The sequence below is a fragment of the Dolichospermum planctonicum genome, from assembly GCF_005402965.1.
Taxonomy (GTDB): Bacteria; Cyanobacteriota; Cyanobacteriia; order Cyanobacteriales; family Nostocaceae; genus Dolichospermum; species Dolichospermum planctonicum.
Window position 1 is genome coordinate 1 of record NZ_BJCF01000014.1, and the last position, 15,625, is coordinate 15,625.

Annotated in this window: 7 protein-coding genes; 2 read left to right on the forward strand and 5 right to left on the reverse strand. The window is 41.3% G+C overall.

All coding sequences use genetic code 11. The annotated features are described in order from the left end of the window. Window positions 1-353: 353 nt before the first annotated feature. On the forward strand, window positions 354-9,332 hold the full coding sequence (locus FFO06_RS08175) for a beta strand repeat-containing protein (protein WP_137907601.1): 8,979 nt from the start codon (window positions 354-356) through the stop codon (window positions 9,330-9,332). Between the two features lie 115 nt (window positions 9,333-9,447). On the opposite strand, the gene urtE is transcribed toward FFO06_RS08175, so the two are convergent. Beyond that, window positions 9,448-10,146 carry an urea ABC transporter ATP-binding subunit UrtE gene (gene urtE, locus FFO06_RS08180; RefSeq protein WP_137907602.1) on the reverse strand — a complete coding sequence of 233 codons (699 nt, stop codon included), beginning with the start codon at window positions 10,144-10,146 and terminating at the stop codon, window positions 9,448-9,450. Window positions 10,147-10,286: 140 nt separating this feature from the next. Here urtE and FFO06_RS08185 point away from each other — a divergent pair, with 140 nt between their 5' ends. Beyond that, entirely contained in the window at window positions 10,287-10,487 is a 201-nt protein-coding gene (locus FFO06_RS08185) for a hypothetical protein (RefSeq protein ID WP_137907603.1), read from the forward strand. 173 nt (window positions 10,488-10,660) lie between these two features. Here the strand turns inward: FFO06_RS08185 and urtD are convergent, their stop codons facing one another. From urtD to urtA, 4 genes are all read right to left on the reverse strand, one after another. Next, entirely contained in the window at window positions 10,661-11,431 is a 771-nt protein-coding gene (urtD, locus tag FFO06_RS08190; protein WP_137907604.1) for an urea ABC transporter ATP-binding protein UrtD, read from the reverse strand. After that, a complete protein-coding gene (gene urtC, locus FFO06_RS08195) occupies window positions 11,406-12,581 on the reverse strand; it encodes an urea ABC transporter permease subunit UrtC (protein ID WP_236097098.1) in 1,176 nt (391 codons plus the stop codon). Before urtC ends, urtD begins: the two co-directional genes overlap by 26 nt. A gap of 51 nt (window positions 12,582-12,632) precedes the next feature. Next, a complete protein-coding gene (gene urtB / locus FFO06_RS08200) occupies window positions 12,633-13,793 on the reverse strand; it encodes an urea ABC transporter permease subunit UrtB (protein ID WP_137907605.1) in 1,161 nt (386 codons plus the stop codon). Window positions 13,794-13,997: 204 nt separating this feature from the next. After that, a complete protein-coding gene (urtA, locus tag FFO06_RS08205) occupies window positions 13,998-15,314 on the reverse strand; it encodes an urea ABC transporter substrate-binding protein (protein ID WP_137907606.1) in 1,317 nt (438 codons plus the stop codon). Window positions 15,315-15,625: the final 311 nt, after the last annotated feature.

A 15,625-nucleotide genomic window follows, 5' to 3' on the forward strand; every position in this document is an offset into this window, starting at 1 on the left:
ATATCAGCATAATCCCAACCTAGTTCTTCAATAAAAAGCGATGTAAAATCAGCTAATTGCAGGTATTTTTTAACTTGACTACGATTGAACTTCATAAAATGCACTCCTGGGATAAATAAGGTTTTTATTCCACCCTAACCCTTAGCAAGAGGAGGGGGACTAGATGCCAATTTCTCCCCTTTATAAAGGAAAAGGACTAAGAGGGGTAATTAAACTTTACAAAACTTTACACCCCAACTTACTTGTCACTACATCAAAAACAATGTAGGATAAAGACGAACACGGTTAGTGTGATTAGTAATCAGATTCTAGCAATTCCATATTTACTTAAATAAATCTAGTAGGCAGATTTTATGGCAATCCCAACCGATGACAATGATATTCTAGTCGGAACTGATGGATATGATAACATTGATGGCCTTGATGGTAACGATCTGATTCAAGGACTAGCAGACAATGATGGTCTTTATGGCAATGATGGCAATGATACCTTAGAAGGGGGAGATGGGAACGACTACTTAAATCCCGGAGATGGGGTGAATGCGATCGCTGGTGGCACAGGTAGTGATAAGTTAGATCTAAACTATGATTACAATACAGATGGTATCACCATAAATTATAGCAGCCCCACCAATGGCACAATTAGCGATGGTTCAACCATCAAGGAAGTCGAAAGAATTGACCTGAAAACAGGTTCAGGTAATGATAACATTGATATTTCTGCCACTGACAATACTCGCTCTTCAGATCCCTATTATGGTAACACATGGCAGTATAACGACACCAAAGTTTATGCCAATAATGGTAATGATACCGTCATTGGTGGTTCTGGTGGCGATGAAATCTATGGAGGAGCAGGTAATGATCTCCTCACAGGCAACGCCGGCCATGATAAACTAGTCGGTGGAGAAGGTGAGGATATTCTCAACGGTGGTGCCGGAGATGATGAACTCTACGGTGACGATGGTAATGATACCCTCAATGGTGGAGAAGGAAATGATTATCTCAATGGTGGCAAAGGAATCAATAGCGTTATCGGCGGTGCTGGTAGCGATAAACTGGATTTAGATTATACGACAAACACCAATAACATCACCATTAATTATAGCAGCCCCACCAATGGCACAATTAGCGATGGTTCAACCATCAAGGAGGTCGAAAGAATTGACCTGAAAACAGGTTCAGGTAATGACAACATTGATATTTCTGCCACCGACAATACTCGCTCTTCAGATCCTTATTATGGTAACAGATGGCAAGATAACGACACCAAAGTTTATGCCAATAATGGTAATGATACCGTCATTGGTGGTTCTGGTGGCGATGAAATCTATGGAGGAGCAGGTAATGACATCCTCACAGGCAACGCCGGCAATGATAAACTAGTCGGTGGAGAAGGTGAAGATATTCTCAACGGTGGTGCGGGAGATGATGAACTCTACGGTGACGATGGTAATGATACCCTCAATGGTGGAGAAGGAAATGATTATCTCAGTGGTGGCAAAGGAATTAATAGCGTTATCGGTGGTGCAGGTAGCGATAGACTGGATTTAGATTATACGACAAACACCACTGGCATCACCATTAATTATAGTGACCCCACCAATGGCACAATTAGCGATGGGTTGACGACAAAAGAGATCAAGGAAGTCGAAAGAATTTACCTGGTAACAGGTTCAGGTAATGATAACATTGACATTTCTGCCACGGACAATACTCGCTCTTCAGATCCTTATTATGGTAACAGATGGCAAGATAACGACACCAAAGTTTACGCCAATAATGGTAATGATACCGTCATTGGTGGTGTAGGTGGCGATGAAATCTATGGAGGAGCAGGTAATGATCTCCTCACAGGCAATGAAAGCAATGATAAACTAGTCGGTGGCCGGGGCAATGATATCCTCAACGGTGGGACTGGGAATGATGAACTCTATGGAGAAAATGATAATGATATCCTTGATGGTGGCTTAGGAAATGATACTCTCAATGGCGGTAGTGGAACTGATACCCTGAAAGTTGATTATTCTGCTATTACCACCGTCGGAATTAGCACCACCGTTACCACCCCAAGTAGTGGGACAATTTCCGCAGCGGGTAATATCGTCAACTATAGCAACATCGAGAAATTTAACATTACTGGTACAACCGAAGCAGATAATCTCATCGGTGGCAACTTAGATGATATCCTCATCGGTGGAGACGGTAACGACACCTTTACTGGTGGTACTGGCAATGACACAATACAAGGTGGCAATGGTAACGACACCATTACTGGTGGTACTGGTGCTGATAGCCTAGTAGGTGGTCGTGGGGATGATATTTACATTATTAATGAATTGGGAGACATCATCACCGAAGGTTCTAACCAAGGTTTAGATACGGTAAGAGCCTCAATTACTTACAGTTTAGCCAGCATTGCCAATGTTGAAAACCTGACCTTGACCGGAACTGCTAACATTAACGCCACAGGAAATGCCATTAACAATATCCTCACTGGCAACAGTGGTAATAATACCCTCAATGGTGCAGCCGGTAATGACCGTCTCATTGGTGTAGACGAAACCAGTGCAACACCAGGAAAGGCAGAAGTTGACACCTTAATTGGTGGAGCAGGACGTGATAGATTTGTTTTGGGCAATGGCAGCAAAGTTTTCTATGATGATGGAGATACAACCAACGCCGGCACCGCTGACTATGCACTAATTCAGGATTTTAGCGCCAGTCAAGACTTTATAGAATTATCGGGAGAGAAAAGCGACTATACCCTGAATACTACCTATAGCCCAGGCAATACCGCCATTTATCGCAACAAACCTACCGGTGAACCAGCAGAACTAATTGGCATAATTCAAGGTGTGACAGGGCTAAACCTCACTTCTCCTGCCTTTATCACCTATTTTGATTACTTCAATGATTTTGAAACCGCAACCGGAACAGAATGGTCAAATCAAACTCGTTCTATCACACCAGTGGGAGAAAGAAATTTCCTGGGTGAATTTGGTAATGATACCGTTAGTTTGACGCTAAATAATCAGGCTAATAGTACAGTGACTCTGGAATTTGACCTCTTTATCCTCAAAAGTTGGGATGGTAATGGTCCGAGTGCAGGTCCAGATATCTTTACCCTGAGTATTGCTGGGGGACAAACCCTGCTCAATACTACCTTTTCTTTGTACCTAGGTGCAAGTAACCAAGCTTATCCCGGCACTTTTGGTACTGTAACCTATCCAGCACGCACAGGTGCAACTGAAAATAATACTCTTGGTTATTATTATGGTGGAGACTCAGTTTACCGCATCTCCTCCACTTTTCAAGCCCCAAGTAGTAACCTGATAATCAACTTTGCCGGTTCTGGACTTGAAGGAATTTATAATGAAAGTTGGGGTTTAGATAACGTCAAAGTTACCACTTTCACCTCCTCAACTGCTTTATCTGCGGGAACTCTAGCCTTTAGTCAACCCACCTTTCAAGTCAACGAAGACGGCACCGCTGTAGCTGCTGTGACTGTTACCCGTACTGGGGGCAGTAATGGCGAAGTCCGAGCTACAATTACATCACAAGGACAAACCGCTACAAATTGGGGAGATTTTGACCCTACGGCCATTGATGTCACCTTTGGTAATTTAGACACTACAGCCAAAGTGATCACCATTCCTATTTACAACGACTTCAAAGCCGAAAGCGACGAAACCCTGTTATTGGGCTTAACAAATGCCGTCGGTGGTGCAGCCATAGGTACACAAAATACCGCCACCCTCACCATTGTTGATAATAATGATGCACCTGTCACATATTATCTAACTAATGCCGGCAGTTGGACAAATGCCCAAGGGCAAGCGGAGGCATTGGGTGGTAATTTGGTGACAATCAATGATCCCACCGAAAACCAGTTTTTAGTCACTGCTTTTGGTAGTGAATATTTCTGGATTGGCTTAAACGATGTCGCAGCAGAAGGTAACTTTGCCTGGGTGAATGGAGAATCATCTAAATACACCAACTGGTATGGTGGTCAACCTGATAACTCTAACAATGAAGATTACGTCTTCATGAACTATGGTCCAGGAACTTGGGCTGATATCAGCAACAATAATCTTTACCGAGGCATTGTTGAGGTCGTTAATGGTGCATCTACTTTATCCGTAGGGAATGTCTCCATTGATGAAGAAGCTGTCATTAATGGTAAAATCACCGTAACCGTCACCCTCACAGGCGTTAGACCCGACAAAACCTTCACCGTTGACTATAGCACCGCAGACGTTACCGCCACAGCCGGACAAGATTATACAGCCACAAATGGCACGTTAACCTTTAATCCGGGAGAAAGTGTTAAAACCTTCACCATTGATATTAACAATGACAGGGTTTATGAAGGTAACGAAACCTTTAATGTAACATTATCAAATCCCACCGGTGGCGCTGTTTTAGGGCAAAATGTCAGCACCATTACCCTCACAGAAACCCCACCGGTTTTAGCTTTTAGTCAGCCGACATTTATTGTCAAAGAAGACGGAACTGGTACGACTCAAATCACGGTGACGCGCACAGGAAGTCCAGATAATACAGTCAGTGCCACCATTAGTTTAACCAATGGTCAAGCCGTTGCTCCCGACGATTACAACAATAGTTCCATAACTGTCTCCTTTGCCCCTGGGGAAACCAGTAAAGTTGTTAATATTCCTCTAGTTGACGACATCAGATTGGAAGAAGAGGAAGACCTAACTTTAACTTTAAGCAATCCCACAAACAGCGCGATTCTAGGCACACAAGCAACGGCAAAATTAACGATTCAGGATAATGACATTAATCAAGGTGTTGTTCTTAATCAAGCAATTCCAGTTACCATTGACAACACAAAATTAAAGGTTAGTAATGTTGGTGCTTTAACAGGGAATTTTGGGCTGTCTTTTAATGGGGTTGATAATTATGTCGAAATTCCCCATAGTGCGGCTTTGAGTTTGAACACCTTTACCCTGGAAGCCTGGGTTAATCAAACTCAAATTAAAGGTGATTACCAACCGATTATTACGAAACAGAATAATGGCGGCTCTGAACGGAATTATGGTCTATTTATTGTACCGAATGGAAGTCGCCTTAATTTTACTTTTCAAGATAGTTATGGTAATGGGGTAGGCTTTGAAACAACCCAAGGTTCACTCACTCTCAATCAATTAACTCATGTTGCTGCCACTTATGATGGTGCCAAACTGAGTTTATATATCAATGGACAGTTAGATACCAGTGTTGATTGGGTTGGTACGCCATTCCAAAATAACTCCCCGGTTAAGATTGGGCGAGAACTTAATGCCTGGAATCCTTTTGCTGGACAAATTGACGATGTTCGCATTTGGAATGTTGCTCGTACCCAAGCCCAAATCCAGGCTAATTACAACCAACAACTAGTTGGTAATGAAACAGGATTAGCAGGTTACTGGAACTTTAATGAACCGAGTGGCAGCACTGCATTAGATAAAACCATTAATGGCAATAATGGTAATATTATTGGTGCAACTCATGTTAACCAAACAGGTACACCGACTGAACAACTTGCCGCTGCCAATATTATCTACACCGTCACCGATTTACCCGATAAAGGCGTTTTAGGTTTGACTTCAGGAAGTGACAAAGCCCTGTCTTTTAATGGGGTTGATAATTATGTCGAAATTCCCCATAGTTCGGCTTTGAGTTTGAACACCTTTACCCTAGAAGCCTGGGTTAATCAAACTCAAATTAAAGGTGATTGGCAACCGATTATTACGAAAGAGGCAAATAACGGCTATGAAGTGAATTATGGTCTATATATTGAACCGAATGGAAGTCGCCTTGATTTTGGTTTTCAAGATAGTAATGGTAATTGGCGATACATTTATCCCAGTCAAGCCTCATTAACACTCAATCAATTAACTCATGTTGCTGCCACTTATGATGGTGCCAAACTGAGTTTATATATCAATGGACAGTTAGATACCAGTGTTGATTGGGTTGGTACGCCATTGCAAAATAATTATCCGGTTAAGATTGGGCGAGAACTTAATGCCTGGACTCCCTTTGCTGGACAAATTGACGATGTTCGCATTTGGAATGTTGCCCGTACCCAAACCCAAATCCAGGCAAATCTCAACAAAACCTTAACCGGCACGGAAACAGGACTAGCAGGTTACTGGAACTTCAACAACATCACAGGAAATACCGCCACCGATTTAACCACCAATGGCAACAACGGTACAATTTACGGGGCAACTGTTACAACAGGTAATCCCATTCTCTCCACCGTCACCCCGTTAAAAGTTGGAGATACATTTACCCAAGCGGACATTGACAGTGGCAAGTTAATCTATCAACCCGGTGGTAGTAGTATTCAAGACTTCTTCCAATTCAACGTCAGCGATGGTACAAACACCGTTACCAATCAAACTTTCTTCCTCAGTCATACCGACCAAACCACCAACGGTACAGCCGCAAACCAAACCCTCAACGGTACAGCCAGCAAGGACAAAATTAACGGTTTAGGTGGAGATGACATTCTCAATGGCGGTGCTGATCATGACCTCCTCCAAGGTGGTACAGGCAACGATACCCTCAATGGTGAAGCCGGTAACGATTTCCTCTATGGTGGTGTCGGTAACGATATTCTCAGAGGTGGAACGGGAGATGACAGTTATTTAATTGATAGCACCACTGAGACTATTACCGAAAATGCCAACGAAGGTACAGACACAGTTTACAGCACCCTAACCTTCTCCTTGGCTACCCTTCCCAACGTGGAAAACCTGATATTAACGGGAATAGATGCAATTAATGGGACTGGGAACGCAGCTAATAACGTCATTACTGGCAACAATGGTAATAACACCCTTGATGGTGGGGCAGGTACAGATACCTTAATTGGTGGTACAGGCGATGATATCTACATTGTAGATAGTACCACGGACATCATTACGGAACAGGCCAACGAGGGTACAGATACCATTCAATCTAGTGTCACCTTGACTATTGCTACCAACGTGGAAAACCTGACATTAACGGGAACAGCAGCAATTAACGGGACTGGGAACGCAGGTAATAACCTTATTACTGGTAACGATGTTAATAACAGCCTGAATGGTGCGGCTGGTAATGATACCCTTAATGGTGGCGCAGGTACAGATACGTTAATTGGTGGTTTAGGTGATGATATCTACATTGTAGATACTGCCACCGACACAATTACAGAACAGGCCAACGCTGGTACAGATACCATTCAATCCGGTGTCACCTTGACTATTGCTACCAACTTCGAAAACCTGACATTAACAGGAACAGCAGCAATTAACGGGACTGGGAACGCAGGTAATAACGTGATTACTGGGAATACTGGTAATAACAGCCTGGATGGTGCGGCTGGTAATGATACCCTGAATGGAGGGGATGGTACAGATACGTTAATTGGGGGAACTGGCAATGATGTTTATATTGTTGATAGTACCGCTGACACCATTACGGAACAGGCCAACGCAGGTACAGATACCATTCAATCTAGTGTCACCTTGACTATTGCTACCAACGTCGAAAACCTGACATTAACAGGAACAGCAGCAATTAACGGGACTGGGAACGCAGGTAATAACGTGATTACTGGGAATACTGGTAATAACACCCTTGATGGTGGTACGGGTACAGATAGGTTAATTGGTGGTAGTGGCAATGATATCTACATTGTAGATAGTACCACGGACATCATTACCGAAAATGCCAACGAGGGTACAGATACCATTCAATCTAGTGTTACTTACACTATTACGGCTGCTAACGTGGAAAACCTGACATTAACGGGAACAGCAGCAATTAACGGGACTAACGCTACTGGTAACGCAGGTAATAACGTCATCACTGGTAACGCTGGTAATAACAGCCTGGATGGTGCGGCTGGTAATGATACCCTGAATGGTGGGGATGGTATTGACACCTTGGTTGGTGGTATAGGCGATGATGTTTATATTGTTGATACTGCCACTGATGTGATTACGGAGAATGTAGGACAGGGTACAGATATAGTTCAATCCAGTAGTGTCAGCTATACTTTAGCGGACAACGTGGAAAACCTGACGTTAACGGGAACAGCCAATATCAACGGTACGGGAAATGGGATTAATAACACTATTACTGGGAATACTGGTAATAATACCCTTGATGGTGGTGCAGGTACTGACATCCTAATTGGTGGTAGTGGCGATGATATTTACATTGTAGATAGCACTACTGACACTATTACAGAACTGGCCAACGGTGGCACAGATACCATTCAATCTAGTATCACCTATACTATTGCGGCTGCTAACGTGGAAAACCTGACATTGACGGGAATAACAGCCATTAACGGGACTGGTAACGGTGGTAATAACGTGATTACTGGTAATGGTGGTAATAATACCCTTGATGGTGGTGCTGGTACAGATACGTTAATCGGTGGTAGTGGCGATGATATTTACATCGTAGATAGCACCACTGATACTATTACAGAACTGGCCAACGGTGGTACAGATACCATTCAATCTAGTGTTACTTACACTATTTTGGCTGCTAATGTGGAAAACCTGACCCTGACAGGAACAGCAGCAATTAACGGGACTGGTAACGGTGGTAATAACGTGATTACTGGTAATGGTGGTAATAATACCCTTGATGGTGGTGCGGGTACAGATACGTTAATCGGTGGTTTAGGTGATGATATCTACATTGTAGATAGCACCACTGATACTATTACAGAACTGGCTAACGCTGGTACAGATACCATTCAATCTAGTGTTACTTACACTATTTTGGCTGCTAACGTGGAAAACCTGACCCTGACAGGAACAGCAGCAATTAACGGGACTGGAAACACAGGTAATAACGTCATCATAGGTAACGGTGCTAATAACAGCCTGAATGGAGGTGCTGGGAATGATAGACTAACTGGAGGAGTTGGAAAAGATACCTTAACTGGAGGGTTAGGAACAGACCGTTTTGACTACCGCACTTTAAGCGATTCTGTTTTCAGTAACTTTGATGTGATTACTGACTTCAATGCTACTGCTGATTTATTCGTCGTTTCCACTACACCCACCAGATTCCCTAATGCGGGAACTGTGGCAACACTTGATACAGCAGGTATTACAGCTAAGTTAACTAATACTGTCTTTACAGCTAACTCTGCTGCTCAATTTACCTTTGGTACTGGTACTAATACTCGTAGCTTTGTCGCTATTAACGACGCTAACGCAGGATTTAATGCTACTACGGATGCAATTATTGAGGTGACAGGTTTCACAGGGACTTTAGGATTGAATAACTTTACTACAGCCTTAGTTTAGGAAATCCTGGTTTTAACCTAATTGGTAGTAATTTGAGTGTAAGTAGAGACGTTATATAAAACATATAAAACGTCTCTGCTGCTCTCAAAATTCCCAAGTAAACATTAATATCCGCTTAAACGGCTAAAAATCTTTGAATCACATCCTGACTAAGTTCCTGAGTTAAACCTGAAGCAACAATGCCGCCTTTTTGCATGGCATAATAGTAATCTGCCTGACGGACAAAATGCAAATGTTGTTCTACCAATAAAACAGAAATCCCTGTAGCTTCAATAATCTGACGGACTGCGGCCTCAATTTCCAAAATGATTGAGGGTTGGATACCTTCCGTTGGTTCGTCTAATACGAGTAGTTGTGGTCTTCCCATTAAAGCACGAGCGATCGCTAATTGTTGTTGTTGTCCACCACTTAAATCTCCACCCATACGAGAAAGCATAGTTTTTAAAACTGGAAATAGGCTAAAAATTTCTGGGGGAATTTCCGGTTTTTTGACTGGTTTGTGTCTAGCTTCCAATCCCAAAAGCAGATTTTCTTTAACTGTTAATCGCGGGATAATTTCCCTTCCTTGACTTACATAACCAATACCCATTTTCGCTCTTTCATAAGTCGGTTTGGCGTTAATTATCTCCCCTGCAAAATCAATAATTCCGCTGCTGGGTTTGAGTAGCCCCATAATTGTTTTGAGCATGGTTGTTTTTCCCACCCCATTGCGTCCAATTAAACATACCATTTGTCCTGGTAATACGGTCAAATCCACATTTCTGAGAATATGACTTTCACCATAATGAACATTAAGATTAGAAATTTTTAGCATTATAAAATCAACCTGATTAACTATTTTAATTTTCCCCAATTTTCCCCAATTTCACCCCACCCTCCCATAATGACAAGGGAACAGGTAACAGGTAACAGGTAACAGGTGACAGGGAACAGGTAACAGGTAACAGGTAACAGGTGACAGGTGCTACGCCACGGGGACAGGTGACAGGGAAGAGGGAAGAGGTTTTGGGCAACTTTACTTTTCGTTACTTATGTCGGTTTTTTTCCGTTCACCTACTTATTGCTGATTTACTTAATGGCAAAGGCATTTGTTTAAATGGCTTATTCCCATTCCCACCTCCGTTTTCTCAATCAATTGCTTTTAATAGCTCTTAAAAGGGTATTTTTTCATAAGAGGCATAACTTCCTTGTCTACCTTCCCTCCTTGTCTACCTTCCCTCCTTGTCTACCTTCCCTCCTTGTCTACCTTCCCTCCTTGTCTACCTTCCCTCCTTGTCTACCTTCCCTCCTTGTCTTCCCCGTCTTACCCCGACGACAATGTAAAAAACCTACCCTTGTGAGGGGGGGATGTAATTCTCTTCCTGTTTTCCCAAATATACTTCAATAACGCGGGGGTCATTTCTGACTTGCTCAAAATCACCTTCACACAATACCGAACCCTCATGTAATACCGTCACCTTCTTAGCGATTTGTCGCACAAATTCCATATCATGTTCAATGACTAAAATTGAGTGACTTGCTGCTAATGTTAATAACAAATTACCGATATTATAGGTTTCCTCATCTGTTAAACCAGCTACAGGTTCATCAACAAGTAATAAATCAGGAGATTGTGCTACTAACATTCCAATCTCCAAACGTTGCTTTTCTCCGTGGGATAATAAAGCCGCTGGAATATTTGCTTTTGCAGTTAAACCAATGGTTTCTAATAAGCCTTTGAGACTATTTCTTTCCGCAGAATTGAGCGAACGAAACAAAGTGGAAAAAACATTTTTCTGACGATTACTAGTGATTTCTAAATTCTCAAAAGGTGTTAAATTAAGATAGATGCGTGGGGTTTGAAATTTGCGACCAATTCCCAGCCGTGCAATTTGATGTTCAGCTAAAGAACGTAAATTTTTACCCTTAAATAGGACTCTGCCTATGGTTGGTTGCACCTTACCTGTAATCACATCCAAAAAGGTAGTTTTTCCAGCCCCATTTGGACCTATTACTACCCGCAACTCACCAACATTCATACTAAAATTTAGGCGATTTAAAGCCTTAAAACCGTCAAAACTCACGGTGACATTTTCAGTTTCCAATATTTTGGCGTTCATGTTTCACTTCCATATCTTCTTCCAAACTAGGATAGGTATCAGAAAATTTTAATTGCTGACCTTTCCCAAAGGGAATATTTTGTTTATATAACCATCCTATAATGCCGTCAGGAAGCAAAATGACGATAGTTAATAACAGTATACCCTGAAAAAATAGCCATATTTCCGCGAATTGTTCACTCAAAAAAGTGCGGGCATAATTAACTAATAAAGTGCCAATAACAGCCCCGATTAACGTCCCGCGTCCCCCCACAGCCACCCAAATCACCATTTCAATAGAAAAGCCAATATCCATGGATCTAGGGGATACAGAACCACTTTGAACGGTGTAAAATGCCCCAGCTATACCAGCAATTGCTCCCGAAACTGCAAATACTAATACTTTAAAATCTGTGGGGTCATAGCCAGAAAATCTTACCCGACTTTCATCATCACGAATAGCTATTAATAATCTGCCAAAACGTCCACTAGTTAACCAGCGACAAAGCCCATAAATAGCCGCCAAAAATACCACCGTCAAGACATAAAAAACAAATTGAGTTTTGCTATCACTAACTATAGCACCACTGCCATTAATTCCCCAAGATAAAGGCGGAAAGGTGGTAAAATCTATCAATCCATTTGTGCCATTAAAAAATTGTTGTTGTCCATTGAAAAAATTGAAAAATACAATAATTGCAGCTTGAGTCAAAATCGAAAAATAAACCCCCTTAATGCGATTCCGAAATACTAAATATCCTAGTAATCCTGCTAACAAACCCGGAATCATCACCACAGCAGCCATAGACAGGGGAAAATCAGAAAAAGGCCGCCAAAATCCAGGAAGTTCCGTAACACCATAAAGCGCCATAAAATCCGGTAATTCCCCCGTGGGAACTTGCAATTTTAGGTACATAGCGATCGCATATCCACCCAAACCGAAGAAAATCCCATGTCCCAAACTCAATAAACCAGCATAACCCCAAATTAAATCAATTCCTAAAGCCACAATAGCCAGAGACAAAAATCGTCCCAATAAATTCAGACGAAAATCTGAAAGTAACACCGGCATAATCAAAATCAAAATCAAAGCGATCGCGCAAACCACCCCAACTTCAACTAATATTAAATTTCGCCCCTTTTTAATTTTCATCATTCCTGCTTTATCCATTTTCTCAAATCCGCGTTTATCTGCGTTTATCTGCGTTAAATTTCCGATAATTTAAACATCAACATGACGACCCTTTTGGGGAAAAATCCCTCCTGGCTTCCATTGTAAAAACACAATAATTAAAGCAAAAACCATCACCTTAGCCATACTTGTTGTCGCAAAAAAACTAAATAAATCAGCCAAAGGCTTAACCGGACTCAACAACAAGGCTAAAGTTCCCGAACCAATCAAATAATTAGTTGTCCCAATTCCCAAAGCGGCCAAAATCGTACCAGCTAAATTACCCACACCACCGACAACCACCACCATAAAAGTGTCAATAATGTAATTTTGTCCGGTATTTGGTCCAACAGAACCAAGTAAACTAATTGCACATCCAGCCACACCAGCTAACCCTGAACCCAGGGCGAAAGTAATTGCATCAACTTGTTGAGTGGGGATACCCAAACAGGCGCTCATGCTGCGATTTTGGGTGACAGCCCTAATTCTTAATCCCCAATGAGAACCTTGCAAAAATAGATAAATTCCCCCCACACAAATAATCGTCAAAGCAATAATAAATAACCGCGCATAGGGTAATTGTACACCGGCTAAAGATACACCAGCTTGTAACCAACTAGGGGCTGTAACATCTACATTTTGAGCGCCAAACCAAGGTAAAGTTACCCCTTGCTGATAAGTTTTACTTAACAAATTACAGATTGTAATTGTCAATCCTAGGGACAAAAATAGTAAAACTCCCACAAACCAATTACGAGTTTTCTGGAAATTATTCCGAGAATTTAAAATCCATAAACCCCCAAAAAACAGAAGAGAAAACAAAGCTATCCCGATGATCAATAATAAATTTACACTGCGGACAAACTGCTGAAAAATTAAACTTACTCCCCAGGTTGCTAACAGAGTTTCTAAAGGTCGTCCATAGAGATAACGAATTACGCTTTTTTCCAGAATTAATCCTACACCAGCGGTGAAAATAAAAGCGATAATCAAAGCCAAAAATATATAAACATCAAACCAAACCCCACCCAATTGCTTACAAACATTTTGCACCACAAAAGTTGTATAAGCACCAAACATCATTAGCTCACCATGAGCCATATTAATGACACCCATTAAGCCAAATATGATGGCTAATCCTAACGCAGCAATTAATAAAACAGCGCCAATACTAACACCATTAAAGACAGCTTCTAAAAAACCTGTTAACATTTTCTCCCCGCAATTATCAATTTATTTCTAATAGTCAGTTGTCAGCCATTAGTTATTTTTCAGTTATTTTCACATCCCAAAATTGCTACTCAACAAAGTACAAATATGAATAGTAAAACTATTGTGGGGTGGGCATCTTGCCCGCCTATATGTACCTGATTGAGATGCAGTTGTATAACTAACCGCTGACAACTGACCACAAAATTAACCTTTCTTGTATTTACCACCTTTGGCGGGATCTGACCAATCACAAGCAAATCCCTTAGTCTCTTTCACAAATTGATTCCAGGGAACTGGTTCAACTGGTGCGGGGGTAGCATAAACAATGTCAAATAGGCCATCCTTTCTGACTTGACCAATGCGCACAATTTTTGATATGTGATGATTGGCATTAACTGTCACTTTTCCTTCAGGTGCATCTATAGTTTGACCATAGGCCGCAGCCCGGACTTTCGCCAAGTCAGTTGTAGTAGCTTTTTCTACCGCTTTTTTCCATAAATACACAGCAATATAAGCGGCTTCCATAGGATCATTTGTTACTCTATCTTCACCGTATTCTTTCTTAAAGGCTGCCACAAATTTCTTATTAGCAGGTGTGTCTACTGTTTGAAAATAATTCCAAGCAGCATAATGTCCTTTTAGATACTCCACACCAATGGCTTTAACTTCCTCTTCCGCAATACTCACAGACATGGAAGGATACTTTTCTGGTGTCAATCCCGCTCCTTTCAACTGTTTGAAGAAAGCAACATTACTATCACCATTAAGAGTATTGTAAATTACACCACCCTTTGGTAAAACTTGCTTAATTTTCGTGATAATAGCTGTTACTTCCGTATTACCCAAAGGTAAGTAATCTTCCCCAACAGTTTTCCCACCTAAAGCCTCTAATTGAGCTTTAATAATGTTATTAGCAGTGCGGGGGAAAACATAGTCAGAACCGACTAAAAAGAACTCTTTACCTTTATTCTTCAACAACCAATCAACAGAAGGTTCAATTTGTTGATTTGGGGCTGCACCAGTGTAAAAAATGTTTTTAGAACATTCTTGACCTTCATACTGCACAGGATACCACAGCATATGGTCTTTACTCTCGAAAACTGGCTTGACATTTTTGCGACTAGCGGAAGTCCAACAACCGAAAACTACAGCTACTTGATCCTGGTCAATCAATTTGGTAGCTTTTTCTCTAAAGGTATCCCAATTAGAAGCGCCGTCTTCAACAACTGCTTCAATTTGTTTACCTAAAACACCCCCAGCAGCGTTAATTTCCTTAATTGCTAGTTTTTCCGCGTCTACCACACTTTTCTCGCTAATGGCCATTGTACCACTGAGAGAATGTAAAATACCTACCTTGATGGTTTTACTATCCGTACTAGCTACGGTAGGTGTACTGGTAGATGCTGCGGGACTATTCGCAGTGTTGGGGGTATTATTAGCACAAGCTTTTAAGAAAATGCTACTACCAATACCCGCTGCACCGTAAAGCAGAAACTTACGTCGGTTAAATTGTCTACCCATATTTTTGATTAGTTATCTTTTTAAAGTGAGATATTAGTTCTATATTTAACTATTAAACTGTGATGTGCTATACAAAATTGTAATTTATTTTAATAAAAATCTACCTCAAGATAGATGAAAAATATAATTTCTTTCTCATCGGGATTGGTGTAATAACCACATACCTAGCTACCTCCCCGCCAGCGATTAGCAGGTTAGGATATCCTCATATAATTATAAATATCTGTATAGATGCTAAGATTCATATTAAATGTGATTAAGTATACAGTGATATTGGTGAAATTAAAAACTTGATCATCAATCTCTATCTT

What these genes read in the sequence shown, in the direction of transcription:
- FFO06_RS08175 (WP_137907601.1), top strand. Translation starts at nt 354, where the DNA reads ATGGCAATCCCAACCGATGACAATGATATTCTAGTCGGAACTGATGGA.
- urtE (WP_137907602.1), bottom strand. Translation starts at nt 10,146, where the DNA reads ATGCTAAAAATTTCTAATCTTAATGTTCATTATGGTGAAAGTCATATT.
- urtD (WP_137907604.1), bottom strand. Translation starts at nt 11,431, where the DNA reads ATGAACGCCAAAATATTGGAAACTGAAAATGTCACCGTGAGTTTTGAC.
- urtC (WP_236097098.1), bottom strand. Translation starts at nt 12,581, where the DNA reads ATGGATAAAGCAGGAATGATGAAAATTAAAAAGGGGCGAAATTTAATA.
- urtB (WP_137907605.1), bottom strand. Translation starts at nt 13,793, where the DNA reads ATGTTAACAGGTTTTTTAGAAGCTGTCTTTAATGGTGTTAGTATTGGC.
- urtA (WP_137907606.1), bottom strand. Translation starts at nt 15,314, where the DNA reads ATGGGTAGACAATTTAACCGACGTAAGTTTCTGCTTTACGGTGCAGCG.